The 14,098-nt window shown below is 47.7% G+C and carries 14 protein-coding genes; 5 read left to right on the forward strand and 9 right to left on the reverse strand.

The genetic code is table 11. The features are described from left to right. Nucleotides 1-11: 11 nt before the first annotated feature. A complete protein-coding gene (locus tag AB3Y96_RS10200; protein WP_025802010.1) occupies nucleotides 12-227 on the reverse strand; it encodes a YccJ family protein in 216 nt (71 codons plus the stop codon). A 224-nt stretch (nucleotides 228-451) separates the two neighbouring features. Between AB3Y96_RS10200 and AB3Y96_RS10205 the strand changes: the two genes are divergently transcribed. Further along, on the forward strand, nucleotides 452-694 hold the full coding sequence (locus AB3Y96_RS10205; protein ID WP_367299112.1) for a YceK/YidQ family lipoprotein: 243 nt from the start codon (nucleotides 452-454) through the stop codon (nucleotides 692-694). A gap of 25 nt (nucleotides 695-719) precedes the next feature. Here the strand turns inward: AB3Y96_RS10205 and AB3Y96_RS10210 are convergent, their stop codons facing one another. After that, complete coding sequence (locus AB3Y96_RS10210) at nucleotides 720-974, reverse strand: hypothetical protein (RefSeq protein WP_072307541.1); 255 nt, start codon at nucleotides 972-974, stop codon at nucleotides 720-722. A 422-nt stretch (nucleotides 975-1,396) separates the two neighbouring features. Here AB3Y96_RS10210 and ompC point away from each other — a divergent pair, with 422 nt between their 5' ends. Then, on the forward strand, nucleotides 1,397-2,500 hold the full coding sequence (ompC, locus tag AB3Y96_RS10215; RefSeq protein ID WP_072307542.1) for a porin OmpC: 1,104 nt from the start codon (nucleotides 1,397-1,399) through the stop codon (nucleotides 2,498-2,500). 78 nt (nucleotides 2,501-2,578) lie between these two features. Here the strand turns inward: ompC and AB3Y96_RS10220 are convergent, their stop codons facing one another. The 3 genes from AB3Y96_RS10220 to AB3Y96_RS10230 all read right to left on the reverse strand — a co-directional run bounded on the left by AB3Y96_RS10220 (nucleotide 2,579) and on the right by AB3Y96_RS10230 (nucleotide 7,858). Beyond that, the gene (locus AB3Y96_RS10220; protein WP_367299113.1) at nucleotides 2,579-4,354 is read right to left on the reverse strand and encodes an ABC transporter ATP-binding protein/permease; all 1,776 of its coding nucleotides are present in this window, start codon (nucleotides 4,352-4,354) and stop codon (nucleotides 2,579-2,581) included. A 185-nt stretch (nucleotides 4,355-4,539) separates the two neighbouring features. Beyond that, nucleotides 4,540-5,817: a YeaH/YhbH family protein gene (locus AB3Y96_RS10225; protein WP_072307544.1), complete on the reverse strand. Its 1,278-nt coding sequence runs from the start codon at nucleotides 5,815-5,817 to the stop codon at nucleotides 4,540-4,542. 106 nt (nucleotides 5,818-5,923) lie between these two features. Continuing rightward, nucleotides 5,924-7,858: a PrkA family serine protein kinase gene (locus tag AB3Y96_RS10230; protein WP_025802022.1), complete on the reverse strand. Its 1,935-nt coding sequence runs from the start codon at nucleotides 7,856-7,858 to the stop codon at nucleotides 5,924-5,926. Between the two features lie 474 nt (nucleotides 7,859-8,332). Here AB3Y96_RS10230 and AB3Y96_RS10235 point away from each other — a divergent pair, with 474 nt between their 5' ends. Further along, nucleotides 8,333-9,076: a MipA/OmpV family protein gene (locus AB3Y96_RS10235; RefSeq protein ID WP_072307545.1), complete on the forward strand. Its 744-nt coding sequence runs from the start codon at nucleotides 8,333-8,335 to the stop codon at nucleotides 9,074-9,076. An 82-nt stretch (nucleotides 9,077-9,158) separates the two neighbouring features. On the opposite strand, the gene AB3Y96_RS10240 is transcribed toward AB3Y96_RS10235, so the two are convergent. Together AB3Y96_RS10240 and gapA are read right to left on the reverse strand one after the other, a co-directional pair. After that, complete coding sequence (locus AB3Y96_RS10240; RefSeq protein WP_072307622.1) at nucleotides 9,159-10,031, reverse strand: D-hexose-6-phosphate mutarotase; 873 nt, start codon at nucleotides 10,029-10,031, stop codon at nucleotides 9,159-9,161. Nucleotides 10,032-10,132: 101 nt separating this feature from the next. Beyond that, the gene (gapA, locus tag AB3Y96_RS10245) at nucleotides 10,133-11,128 is read right to left on the reverse strand and encodes a glyceraldehyde-3-phosphate dehydrogenase (protein WP_038502170.1); all 996 of its coding nucleotides are present in this window, start codon (nucleotides 11,126-11,128) and stop codon (nucleotides 10,133-10,135) included. A 357-nt stretch (nucleotides 11,129-11,485) separates the two neighbouring features. On the opposite strand from gapA, the gene msrB reads away from it, so the two are divergent. Both msrB and AB3Y96_RS10255 read left to right on the forward strand, forming a co-directional pair. Then, nucleotides 11,486-11,899: a peptide-methionine (R)-S-oxide reductase MsrB gene (gene msrB / locus AB3Y96_RS10250; RefSeq protein ID WP_072307546.1), complete on the forward strand. Its 414-nt coding sequence runs from the start codon at nucleotides 11,486-11,488 to the stop codon at nucleotides 11,897-11,899. A 77-nt stretch (nucleotides 11,900-11,976) separates the two neighbouring features. Next, nucleotides 11,977-12,252 carry a YeaC family protein gene (locus AB3Y96_RS10255; protein ID WP_367299114.1) on the forward strand — a complete coding sequence of 92 codons (276 nt, stop codon included), beginning with the start codon at nucleotides 11,977-11,979 and terminating at the stop codon, nucleotides 12,250-12,252. Nucleotides 12,253-12,345: 93 nt separating this feature from the next. Here the strand turns inward: AB3Y96_RS10255 and pncA are convergent, their stop codons facing one another. Both pncA and ansA read right to left on the reverse strand, forming a co-directional pair. Beyond that, entirely contained in the window at nucleotides 12,346-12,975 is a 630-nt protein-coding gene (pncA, locus tag AB3Y96_RS10260; protein WP_072307548.1) for a bifunctional nicotinamidase/pyrazinamidase, read from the reverse strand. 23 nt (nucleotides 12,976-12,998) lie between these two features. Continuing rightward, nucleotides 12,999-14,015, reverse strand: coding sequence for an asparaginase (gene ansA, locus AB3Y96_RS10265; protein ID WP_367299115.1), 1,017 nt, complete (start codon nucleotides 14,013-14,015; stop codon nucleotides 12,999-13,001). Nucleotides 14,016-14,098: the final 83 nt, after the last annotated feature.

Raw genomic sequence — 14,098 nt, forward strand, 5'->3', positions numbered from 1 at the left:
GATGAGGCGCGTTACACGTTGGCGCGGAAGATGGTTTCTTCACCCCAGTACAGCTCATCTTTATCTGTTTTAGAGAATGCTAATGGCAAGACTTCGTCGCTGCCTTCTTCCCAAATTTTTTCAGCTAATACTTCATCATTCTTAGCTAATTCGAAAATTGCGTGTGCGATTTCGACAGATGTCTGACGTAGGCGCGCCCAATCGGCGATGTGGTGTGGATCTGACATAACAGCCTCCTTAAAGATGAATGAGGTAACCTGATCTAGTATGAACTTGTTTTCGCTGTTGGGTTAGTTTTTAGAAGCTAAGTGCTATAAATTTAATCACTTACCGCGGAGGGTTAGCTCGAAAATCAACCGTAACGGCTTAATCTTCACCTTAGCGCAGGTGTCAGCGTCTAGCCACTGATATATACTCCAAAATTGTTTCATTGCGTCAATATGAGAAAAGAATGAAGACAGGACTATGGTCAAAATGGGTTTTGCTTGCGACCTGCGTGATGCTGCTCAGCGGCTGTGGCAGCATCATTAGCCGGACGGTGGCGAAAGGGCACGGTTATCAATATTATCCGGGCGTACAGTGGGATCTTCGCGATAGCCCTTGGCGTTATGTCACGGCTTTAGATGTGCCGTTTTCTCTCATTGCCGATACGTTTATGCTGCCGTTTGATGCTAAACATGGCCCCTATAATTGAACATGGCTGAGCATAACTGAACAGATCATTTGGTTTGCAAGAGTCGCTTGCGGCGCAGCAAATTTTCATCGCCAATAAGGCGGTCAATGGCGCTTAATAATAACGTCTTGCGTTCAAGGCTGGTTTCTTGATCGGCAGAGTGAGCTAACGAGTTAATTAACTTACCATAAACGATATCCCCCTCACGCCCGACTAAATCACTGACGGCCTCGCCGATAACCTTTGAAACTTCATTGCGAAATAAATTCTGGGCGACATCGTCAATTAATAAGCTATTCATCAGTCAGTTCCTACACTCAGGCCAAGCTAGGTCAGCATTTAAGGATGCACTTGAATAGTGCAAAAAAGTAAAACCTCAAAAGTATAGACCTGTTTTCAGCCTGCCCACGGTAAAAGAGAATGATGATAATTAGAAAAATGTTAGCAAACATTTTGATATTTTACATAATAGCCAAAAACATTAAAATCTCTTATAAATACAGGTTGTGGCCACATTATCCCAGAACTCTGTAGGTATTTAATTAACCGAATTTTTTCTAAAATTAAGCCCTGTTTTATATGAGTCTATTTCATTGTCATCAAAAGTATTTTTTGTGCAATAAAACTTACATCTACATCCGGTAAAACATCTGCGCCTTCAGAAGAAATAGGCAAGGCATAAAAAATACGTAATTGCAGATAACAACATTGATGGATGAGACAATGAAAAAAAGCGCGTTGGCAATGATGATGACATTGGCGGTTGCTTCTCTGGCAACATCTGTTTCGCAGGCGGCAGAAGTTTACAATAAAGATGGTAACAAGCTGGATATGTACGGCCGAGTGAAGGCTGAACATTATCTTTCTGACAATAATGCGGTTGATGGCGACCAGTCCTATGTGCGTTTCGGATTCAAAGGCGTCACGCAGATCAACGATATGATGCAGGGCTTTGGTCAGTGGGAATATCAAATTGCCGCCAACCGCGCAGAAAGTGATGGCGCGACAGGAACGAAAACACGTTTAGGCTTTGCAGGGCTGAAGTTTAGCGAGTTTGGCTCATTCGACTATGGCCGTAACTACGGTGCGCTCTATGACGTTGAAGCGTGGACGGATATGATCCCCGAGTTTGGCGGCGACAGCTATACCAAAGCCGATAACTTTATGACGGGCCGTAGCACCGGTCTCGCAACCTATCGAAACCGTGATTTCTTTGGTCTGGTTGATGGTTTAAATTTTGCGCTGCAGTATCAGGGTAAAAATGAAAACGATCGCGACATTACCAAACAGAATGGTGATGGTTACTCTTTATCGACAACCTATGAAATCGTTGATGGTATTTCCATCGGTGGCGCGTACGCCTCTTCAGACCGTACTCGCGCGCAGCAGGCGGCTGCATTTGGTCACGGCGACAAAGCGGATGCTTGGACCGGTGGCTTAAAATATGATGCTAATAATGTTTACTTAGCTGCCATGTATGCGGAAACACGTAATATGACCCCAATATCAGGCTCATCTGTGATTAATGGGGTCAATACCAGCGTGAAGGGACTCGCTAATAAAACGCAAAACGTTGAAGTGATTGCGCAATATCAATTCGATTTTGGCCTGCGTCCGTCGCTGGGATATATCCAATCAAAAGGTAAGGATATTGAGGGCGTTGGCGATGCAGATTTAGTGAAATATATCGATGTGGCGGCAACCTATTATTTCAATAAAAATATGTCGGCGTTTGTGGACTACAAAATAAACCAGCTAAACGACAATAATCCGCTGAATTTGAATACGGATGATGTGGTGGCATTAGGATTGGTTTACCAGTTCTAACGGATATCATTTCAAACAATAGCGTGTTCATACATTGAATAAACCCCGCGTACTGATAGTCAGCACGCGGGGTTTGTTTTAGTGATTAAGCGAGCTAATTTCAATCACGGATGGGGCAGAGTAATAAATCTCTTCTTGGTCAGCGTCGGCCTGCTTAACAAATTTCCAGCGAATATTGTGGAAAGGTGCCACGCTGCTACGGTGTGCGACGCTTATCAACGTGGTGTCGGGTAGCATGTGGTTGATCAGTTGATAAACACGCTGCTCGGTTTCCTCATCCAGCGCGCTGGTGGCTTCATCCAGATACAGCACATCGGGTTTTATCACCAGTGCGCGGGCAAATGATAAACGCTGCTGTTCACCAGGGGAGAGCTGATGAGTCCAGTTAGCGCGAATGTCTAATGCCTGATGTAGATGATGTAAACGGCAGGCTTTCAAGACCTGCTGCAACTCTTCGTCGCTATAACCGTCTGAACTCTGCGGGTAGCAAAGCGCATCACGCAGTGTACCAATTGGCAAATAGCTGCGTTGAGGCAAGAACAATACGGTGCGTTGGTCTGCCGGAGGTTGTGAAATTTCCCCGTGACCATAAGGCCAGACACCCGCAATGGCGCGTAGCAGCGTTGATTTTCCACAGCCAGATGGCCCCGTGATTAAGATTTTATCCCCGCGTCGTGCGTGGAGATTGGCATGGCTGAACAGTTCGCGCCCCTGATGCAAACTCAAGGTGAGATCGCGGGTGACGAGTGAATCATCACGGTCGGAGCAGGTCGTGTGGGAAAGATTATTGGGGTGTTGCTCAATCGCCGTTATTGCGGCGTTAAAACCGGCCAAACGGTTTACACAGGCTTTCCACGAGGCCAAATCGGTAAATGCACCAATGAACCAAGAAAGGGCACCCTGTACCTGTCCAAACGCTGAAGCAACCTGCATCAGCGTACCGAGCTGAATGGCGTTGGAGAAATAACGGGGTGACGCCACCAGAATAGGGAAGATATTGGCAAACTGATCGTAAAAGGTAGAGGCCACATTCAAGCGCTTAGTTAAGCGCATGATCGACCACCAGTTTCCGCGAATGTTTTCAAACTGGCCGCTAAGCTGATTTTTTTCCTGCTGCTCACCGTGATACAGCGCAATCGGGTCGGCATTGTCGCGGATTCGAATCAAACCAAAACGAAAGTTTGCTTCAAAACGTTCTTGGTCGAAACTTAATCCAACCAGCGGACGCCCAATCCACCAAATCAAAATCGACCCCATACCCGCATAAAGCAGAGCAAACCACACCATGTAACCGGGGATAACAAACTGGTGGTCATTCAACATGAACGAAATGGAACCGCTGACCGTCCATAATATAGCGACAAATGAGAATAGTGTTACCAGGCTGGAAAGCAGGCCGAGGCTTAAAGAGAGCGTGCCATTGGTGAGTGCGTTGAGATCCTGCGAAATACGCTGATCGGGGTTATCAATGGTTTGTTGAATTTCCGTGTGGTAATAAGCCTGATGCGAAAGCCATTTAGTCATGTATTTTTCGGTCATCCAACGACGCCAGAGCATCTGCAAGCCCTGAGTCAGATAGATACGATAAATCGCGATAACAATAAAAATGACTGCCAGATAACTAAAGCGTATTAGCTGCGCTTTAAACACGGCGTAATTACGATTTTGAAGGGCATCGTAGAAAACACGATTCCATTCGTTAAACAAAACATTGATATACACGCCAGCGAGCGTGAGGGCGATGATCGCAATAAGGCGAGTCCAGGCGCTGACTTTTTCCCCAGAAACCCAGTAGGGTTTAATCAATTGCCACACTTCTGACCAGTGTGTTGTTCGGTGAAGAGGTTGCTGCATAAGACGGTATTCCTGATGCAATGGTGACAATAAAAGTGATAAACAAAGCGACAAAAAAACTGCTGTCTAGATTGTGACAGACAGCACAATCCCACAAATGTTCAGTTGTAAATGAAGGTGTCAGCACGGAAAGAACAAAAAACCGCCAGCGGAGGAGAATTCCGCTGGCGGTCAAGGTTGCTAACTTAGTTTTTGTTAACTTGAGCCTGAAACAGTTCTCTAAATACAGGGTAGATGTCATCGGGTTCACGAATATGCTGCATTGCAAAGTTTTCAAACCGTTGTTTGAGCCCTTCGTACTCACGCCATAGCGTCTGATGCGCCCGGCGAGTAATTTCAATGTAGCTATAGTAGCGAACCTGCGGCAGAAGCTTATTGGCTAACAGCTCAGAGCACAGCGGTGAGTCATCGGCCCAGTTATCGCCATCGGAGGCCTGCGCGGCATAAACGTTCCACTCTGCCGAGTTGTAACGTTCACGCACAATTTCATCCATGAGTTTAAGCGCACTAGATACAATGGTGCCGCCAGTTTCCTGCGAGTAGAAGAACTCCTGCTCATCAACTTCTTTGGCTTGGGTGTGGTGACGGATATACACCACGTCGACGTTTTTGTACGTTCTGCTCAAGAAGAGATAGAGCAGGATATAAAAACGCTTAGCCATATCCTTAGTGGCTTGATCCATCGAGCCCGAAACGTCCATCAAGCAGAACATCACGGCTTGGCTGGAGGGTTCAGGGCGGCGTTCATAGTTCTTGTAACGCAGATCGAAAGTGTCAATGAATGGGACTCTGTCGATCCGCTGGCGCAGCTCCGCAATTTCTTTGCGGATACGCTCTTCTTCCAGCAGCTGCGCCGGTTCGCTGTGACGCAGTTCTTCAAGCACGCTTTCGAGTTCGTGCAGTTCACGCCGTTTCCCCGCCGTCATGGCGGTACGGCGCGCTAATGAATTTTGCAGCGAACGTACCACGCTAATATTGGCGGGCACCCCGTTAGAGGTAAAACCCGAGCGATGGGTTTTATACTCGGTTAGCTGTTTGTATTGGTTTTTGCGTAGGTTTGGCAGCGCTAAATCTTCGAACAGAAGATCGAGATATTCATCTTTCGATATCTGGAAGACAAATTCATCTTCACCTTCGCCGTCTTTGCTGGCTTCACCTTGACCACTTCCGCCGCCACCTCCGCCACCTTGTGGGCGTTCGATGCGGTCGTTTTGCACAAAGTGATCGTTGCCCGGATGGACACGATGACGCTCGCCGCCGCGTCCCTGATGAAACATCGGTTCATTGATGTCTTCATTTGGAATCGAAACAGACTCACCGCTTTCTACGTCGGTCACCGAACGTTTATTGATAGCGTCGGCGATAGAATGTTTTATTTGCGACTTATAGCGGCGTAAAAAACGCTGGCGGTTAACCATGCTTTTATTCTTGCCGTTCAGTCGCCGATCAATGAAATAGGCCATATTTCCCCCAAACGACGTTACCGTCTGAAATACGCCGTAAATTCCCGTATGCCAACTCGGGTAAGCCGCGCCGGCGGATGAGCCGACGCGGCTTTGGTTACGCGCATTATGATGATTTTCTTACTCGCAGATACCATTCGCACAGCAGGCGAACCTGTTTGCGGGTATAGCCTTTTTCCATCATACGGTCGACAAAATCGTCGTGTTTTTTCTGTTCATCGGTCGAGGTTTTGGCATTGAACGAAATCACCGGCAACAGCTCCTCGGTATTCGAGAACATTTTCTTCTCTATAACGGTGCGGAGTTTTTCGTAGCTCGTCCAGTTCGGGTTATGTCCGTTGTGATTAGCGCGGGCACGCAGCACGAAGTTAACGATTTCATTACGGAAATCTTTCGGGTTGCTAATGCCTGCCGGTTTTTCAATTTTCTCCAGTTCCGCATTTAAGGATTCACGATCGAACAGCTGACCGGTTTCAGGATCGCGATATTCTTGATCCTGGATCCAGAAGTCGGCATACGTGACATAGCGGTCAAAGATATTTTGTCCGTACTCGGAATAAGATTCTAAGTACGCGGTTTGAATTTCTTTGCCGATAAATTCAACGTATTTCGGGATCAGATAACCTTTCAGGTGCTCCAGATATTTCTCTGCAACGTCCTGAGGGAACTGTTCGCGCTCAACTTGTTGTTCCAATACATAGAACAAGTGAACTGGGTTAGCCGCTACTTCGCTGTGATCGAAGTTGAACACGCGCGACAGGATTTTGAACGCGAAACGGGTAGATAGCCCGTTCATGCCTTCATCAACGCCGGCGTAATCGCGGTACTCCTGATAGGATTTGGCTTTCGGATCGGTATCTTTCAGGCTCTCGCCGTCGTATACCCGCATTTTTGAATAGATGCTGGAGTTTTCCGGCTCTTTCAGACGAGACAAAATGGAGAAGCGTGACAGCGTTTCCAACGTACCTGGCGCACACGGTGCGTGATCCAGTTCGCTGTTGCGCAGCAGCTTGTCGTAGATTTTCATCTCTTCAGACACACGCAGGCAATAAGGCACTTTGACGATGTAAACACGGTCAAGGAAAGCCTCATTATTTTTGTTATTACGGAAAGTTACCCATTCCGATTCGTTGGAGTGCGCCAAAATGATGCCGCTGAACGGCAGGGCGGAAATCCCTTCGGTACCGTTATAGTTGCCTTCCTGTGTTGCGGTTAGCAACGGATGCAGCACTTTAATCGGGGCCTTAAACATTTCAACGAACTCCATCATCCCTTGGTTCGCGCGGCATAGTGCGCCGGAGTAACCATAGGCATCAGGATCGTTTTGGGCGTGATTTTCGAGTTTACGAATATCAACTTTACCCACTAGCGCTGAGATATCTTGGTTATTCTCATCGCCCGGTTCAGTTTTAGCGATGGCGATCTGTTCAAGGATTGATGGCCACACTTTGACAACTTTAAACTTGGTAATATCACCACCAAAATCATGCAGGCGTTTGGCCGCCCATGGCGACATGATGGTGCCAAGATAGCGCGGAGGAATACCGTATTCTTTATTCAGAATATTGGCATCTTCCTGTGGATTGAACAGGCACAGCGGATGATCGTTAACCGGGCTACGTTCACCGTTGGCGCTGAGAACATAGATGGGCACGCGCTGCATCAATGCTTTCAGGCGTTCCGCCAGCGATGATTTACCGCCGCCGACAGGCCCCAGCAGATACAGGATTTGTTTTTTCTCTTCCAGACCTTGCGCGGCGTGTTTGAGATACGCCACGATTTGTTCGATGGCTTCTTCCATGCCATAGAATTCTTCAAAAGCAGGGTAGCGGGCTATGACCCGGTTCGAGAACAAGCGTGACATGCGTGATTCAAGCGCAGTGTCGATCATGGCAGGCTCGCCGATAGCCATAAGCAGACGCTCAGCGGCGTTCGCGTAGGCGCTACGATCCTGACGGCAGATTGCAAGGAAATCCTGCAGAGTGAACTCTTCGTCCTTGGCAGCTTCATAACGCTGGCGATAGTGGTCAAATATGTTCATAGCGATGCCCGTCCTGATAAAATGGTTGGGAACAAAAAAAGTAACAGTCTTCATTTTGGGGGTTAAAATTTTGAAACTGTTACCATATTGTTATGAGCGGCTTTCATCAGTTGGTCAAGTTACCTACGGGTAAGATTCATATAAAATTTATCGGCATGATGAAAAGCATTTAGATATAAATGCTGAGGAAGGTGGGTGTGAAAGGGATAAATCTACGGTTTGTGCTAAAAAGCATATAACGCTGCCAATATTTTCGCAGAATTCACTACAACAAATATTTATTAAAGGTATTTGTATAACGGCAGATATGGAGGCTGAAGCGTAAAAAATAGTTATGTTTCGGCGCAGCCTGTTTGACAGATGTAAAGATTCCGAAACTGCCTGAAAAATTGTAAAAAATCGACTTAAAACAAGTTTTTGGTCTACAATCAGCGCGTTGTTTATAGACTATTTAGTTAGGGACAAAACATAAACGTGAAAACTTTAAAATTAACTACGCTAGGTCTGCTCGTGTTGGCTGCTACAAGTGCCGCTCAGGCCGGAACGTGGTCTTTGGGGGCTTCTGCGTTAGTCAGCCCAGACCCTTATCGCGGTAATAACGATCGCGTATATCCTGTTCCGATCATTAACTATGAAGGCGATGATTTTTATTTCCGCAGTCTGACCGCCGGTTATTACCTGTGGAAAGATGAACAGAACCAACTGAGCGTGATGGCTTTCTATAACCCATTACACTTCAAGGCGAGCGATAGCGACGATCGTCACATGAAGCAGTTGAGTAACCGTCATTCCACCGTGATGGCGGGGGTTTCTTATACCCACAAAGAAGACTGGGGCTCCATCCGTACCTCATTCGCCGGTGATATTTTGGATAACAGCAACGGCCTGATCGCCGATGCCGCTTATTTGTTCCCCATTACAGCCGGAGACTGGTCATTTACACCGGGCGCGGGTGTGACTTGGAACAGCTCTAACCAAAATGATTACTACTTTGGCGTGAGCGGTAGCGAATCAAACCGTAGCGGCTACAAACGCTATACCGCAAGTGACAGCTGGAATCCGTATGTTGAGCTAACGGCTCGCTACCAGATTAATAGCAGCTGGAATGCGTTCTTCACCGGGCGTTATATCCGCCTGAGCGATGAAGTGAAAGATAGTCCAATGATTGATAAGAGCTACAGCGGTTTGCTGTGGACCGGTGTGACATACACCTTCTAAGCATGGCATTGACTGTTGAAAATGAGGGACGCATAGGCGTCCCTTTTTTATACGCTTAAATCAGCGCTAAGCGGCAGGGAGATTAGCGCAGAGGGCGCGCACGCAGCGTCACGGAAAGTCGTGACGGGGTATTCGCGGAGGTTTTCATCGGGCTAGTGACATGCGCAGTTTCTACACAGACCATGGTCTTGTAGCCATCGTTTGGCATATCGGCCATGCTGACAGAAAGCTCAGACCACGGGTTCCATGCAACCACATCAGTATTGTTATGGTGATGCACTTCAATCACGCGCTGTAGTGCTTTGTCCGTGATGACGCTGAATGGCTCAGGCTTGGTATAGATACGGTCTGTGCGCGTGGCAAAGGTCAAATTGCCTTGCTGTTCGCCGGTGCCTGGATTGACTTTATCAATGTATGGCGCGCCCAAACCGCTAACGTCAATCTGGGTGATGTCGCCGATATTGAAATAGGTATGAAGCGCGGCGGCATATTCGTATTCACCGTGAGACTCCAATTCCATTTCGCATACTTCACCGAGCTTGAATCGTGCAATCAGGCAGAAGTCATGCGGCCAATGTTTTTTGCTGTCAGCGCTTTGCTCAAGAGTGAACGTTAAGATAACGCCGCTTTCATCTTCATCATGCGCGGTGAGTGTCCAAGGTAGATTACGGGCAAAACCGTGCGCTGGCTGACCTGCAGGACCAAACCAAGGCCAACAGATAGGAATACCACCGCGAATCGCCACGCCGTTTTTGAACGCAGTTTCGCTGCTCAACCACAGCACTGGTTTCTCGCCAGAAGGTTGCCAAGTGAGTAAATGCGCGCCTTGCAGGGTGACAGCGGCCCGCACTTTGGGGTGGTTAACCACGACAACGGGAAGTTCGTCGATTTGGCGTTGAGAAATGTACGGGGTGATTTGTTCTTGAACGGGCAGGGTAAAGATCTTTTCAGACAGATTTTGTTGTGACATCAGATTGGCCTTCATATGCTAGGTGCAAAAAACCAAAAAAAAGGGCGACATAAATGTCGCCCTCTCATCAACTTCTCATCGCTAAATTATTTAGAGATGTGAGCGATCAGATCCAGAACTTTGTTTGAGTAGCCAGTTTCGTTATCGTACCAAGAAACCAGTTTCACAAAGTTGTCGTTCAGCGCGATACCCGCTTTAGCATCGAATACTGAAGTGCAAACTTCGCCGTTGAAGTCAGTAGAAACTACGTCATCTTCGGTGTAACCCAGTACGCCTTTCAGCTCGCCTTCAGACGCAGCTTTCATTGCAGCACAGATTTCTTTGTAAGTTGCTTTCTTCTCGATACGAGCAGTCAGGTCAACAACAGAAACGTTAGGGGTAGGAACGCGGAACGCCATACCAGTCAGTTTGCCGTTCAGTTCTGGGATTACTTTACCTACAGCTTTAGCAGCACCGGTAGATGAAGGAATGATGTTCTGGGATGCGCCGCGGCCGCCGCGCCAGTCTTTGTGAGACGGGCCATCAACGGTTTTCTGAGTTGCGGTAGTCGCATGAACGGTAGTCATCAGTGCTTCAACGATACCGAACTTGTCGTTCAGAACTTTAGCCAGTGGAGCCAGGCAGTTAGTGGTGCAAGATGCGTTAGAAACGATATCTTGGCCAGCATAAGTCTTATCGTTAACACCCATTACGAACATTGGGGTGTTGTCTTTAGAAGGACCAGTCAGAACGACTTTCTTAGCACCAGCAGCGATGTGCTTACGTGCAGTTTCGTCAGTCAGGAACAGACCAGTTGCTTCAGCAACAACGTCAACGTTGACTTCGTTCCATTTCAGGTTAGCCGGATCACGTTCTGCGGTAACACGGATAGTTTTGCCGTTAACGACCAAGTGGCCATCTTTAACTTCAACAGTGCCGTTGAAACGACCGTGAGTAGAGTCGTACTTCAGCATGTAAGCCATATACTCAGCGTCTAACAGGTCGTTGATTGCAACGATTTCGATGTCAGAACGTTCTTGAGCAGCACGGAAAACAATACGGCCGATACGGCCAAAACCGTTGATACCTACTTTGATAGTCATATATTCCACCAGCTATTGGTTAGTGAATAAAAGGTTGCTTGTAAAATTACAAAAACCTTATAAAGCGTCAAGCGGAATCGTGTCAATTATTGCTGTAAATCAAAGCGAAGCCTTGGCTGAGCACATATCACACGCTTCCATTTAACACTCTGTTTCGGATTATACATGGGGGCAGTCATCTGAGTCTCAAGCCATCTTGGCTTTCATTTGTGATGTTCATCACAAAAATGAGGCTGCCGCCGATTCGCTAAACAGTTTAGACCAAATTTGGCTGAACCGTTGTTAACTGTTTGTTATAATTAATCGCCAAAAAAAGTGATCAATGATAATCAAAAACAACTCTTCGAGAACGCACAAATGGCTAAAGACGATTTCTCTGCACAACACCCGAATGACTTAACTGAAATGCAACGCTACGTCACACAGCAGCGGGGTACTGAACCACCTTTTAGCGGTAAACTGTTACACAATAAACAAGAAGGCATTTATCACTGCCTGTGTTGTAACAGTCCACTGTTCTACTCAAACAGCAAATACGATTCTGGCTGCGGCTGGCCTAGCTTCTACCAGCCCGTTAGTGCGGAGGCTATCCGCTACCTTGAAGACAACTCACATGGCATGCAGCGTACTGAAATTCGCTGCGCTCACTGTGATGCGCATCTTGGCCATGTTTTCCCTGATGGACCACAGCCTACCGGTGACCGCTATTGCGTGAACTCTGCATCGCTTAGCTTCACCGATGAAGACTCCGGTACACAGACTCAGGGCTAACAGCAAACTCTTTTCTATGTGCTTATTATAGCGCAGAAGAAACGATTCAGCAAAGTGCATATTAAGCGAGGTTTAAAATGGAACTTGACGATTTGCTGTCGGCGATGACGCCAGAAATTTATCAACGCTTGGCAACCGCGGTTGAACTCGGCAAATGGCCTGACGGCGTGAGTTTGACGCCAGAGCAAAAAGAAAACAGCCTGCAAATGGTGATGCTGTGGCAGTCGCGCCATAACACCGATCCTCAGCACATGAGCATTAATACGCAGGGCCAAATTGAAATGAAAAGTAAGCAGGACTTTAAAAAAGGTTTTGAGCGCGATGCCATCATTCGCTTTAAGCCTGAAGCATAAATCTCTCTTTAGGTGATTATTCAGGTGACATGGCTTGGGAACGATAGGGGGGAAGCGTCGATTGACGTCCGCCCTATGAAAGAGAATAAAGGTTTAGAATTTGACGTCGCTTAACGTCATTAACGTTGCGCCAAGCGTTTGCATCTGCTGGAGCGCAATTTTGCTGTCTTCAGGCTTAATGTTTACTCCCCGGCAGCCGTCGGTAATGACGACTACGCGATAACCCAGATGCAGTGCATCCATCACGGAGTATTTTACACAGTAATCCGTCGCCAGCCCCATCATGTAGAGCGTGTCGATTTGGTGCTTTTTCAGCCAGTGATGCAACTCGGTTGAAGCCCTGCGTCCATTGTCGAAAAAAGCGCTGTAGCTATCGATCGAGGCATCGGTGCCTTTATGCACGATGTGGTCAAACTGGGCGGCATTCAGCAATGGATGAAACTCAGCGCCCTCGGAACCTTGAACGCAGTGATCGGGCCACCAAATTTGTTCTAAGCCTGCCAGCTCCCCCATCTCACCAATATTTCCTCCAGACTGGCTGGCAAAACTACCGTGATGCGCGGGATGCCAATCCTGAGTTGCAATAATTGGCACGCTTTTATGCTGAGCCTGTTTGATCGCATCCAAAGCAATAGGTATTACCCGATCGCCTTCGGAAACTGCCAGTGCGCCCTGAGGGCAAAAGTCATTCTGTAAATCGATAAGCAATAATGCGGCTGACATTGGCAGTTCCTTTTTTATCTTTCTTAATCGGTGATGCTCAGCTCTCCGCGAAGATCCTGTTTCATCAGTTCGCGAATTTGCTCTGGGCTGAGGTTTTGGCACAACAGATAGTGCAGTTTTGTTAGGGCCGCTTCAACCGTCATGTCGAAACCGCTGATTACGCCCGCATGCGCCAGCGCATTTCCCGTGGCGTAACCTTCCATATTAACGCGGCCCGAAATGCATTGAGTCAGGTTAACTACCACGATCCCTCGATCTGAAGCTTCCTGCAATTCGGCCAGCAAATCGGCTTTTTGCGGGGCGTTGCCGACGCCGTAAGAACGCAAGATAAGAGCCTTGACTGGTTGGCGCAAAAAGTTACGCACGACATCAGCAGAAATTCCAGGATAAATCGTCACTACGCCAATCGGCTGCGGCGTAATTTGATGAACCTTCAGCGGCGCGTTATGTAACTGAGTGATCAGTGGCGCAATACGACGGATATTAATCCCAACCTCAAGCAACATCGGGTAGTTAGGTGACGCAAAAGCATCAAAACCGTCGGCGTGCGCTTTGGTCGTGCGGTTGCCGCGAAACAGCTTGTTGTTGAAGAATAGCGAAACTTCGTTAATCGGATAGTTGGCGGCTAGATATAGCGCATTGAGCAAATTGATTTGCCCATCTGAGCGTAGCTCCGCCAACGGGATCTGAGATCCGGTAACGATCACCGGCTTCGCGAGGTTTTCGAGCATAAACGACAGCGCAGAAGCGGTGAACGCCATGGTGTCGGTGCCATGCAGGATCACGAAACCATCATATTTGTCGTAGTTGGCTTCAATGTCATTCGCAATATGCTGCCAGTCTTCTGGCGTCATATCTGAGGAGTCAATCAACGGCTCGTAGGCATGAAGCATGAAGTCAGGCATTTCAGGACGATGGAACTCCGGCATCAAGGCCAATTGGCGCTGCAAGTGGCCCGAAACAGGAATGTAGCCATTCTCTGAACGCTGCATGCCGATGGTACCGCCGGTGTAGGCTACGTAAATGGATTTCTTCTGCATGGCTTAGGATTCTGTGTGGCGAGATTTTCGCGGTGGATTAAGCGCAATGGCCTAGAGATGGAGTGGATTATAGGGCGAACGCC

Source organism: Hafnia alvei (genome assembly GCF_964063325.1).
GTDB classification, from domain to species: Bacteria; Pseudomonadota; Gammaproteobacteria; order Enterobacterales; family Enterobacteriaceae; genus Hafnia; species Hafnia alvei_B.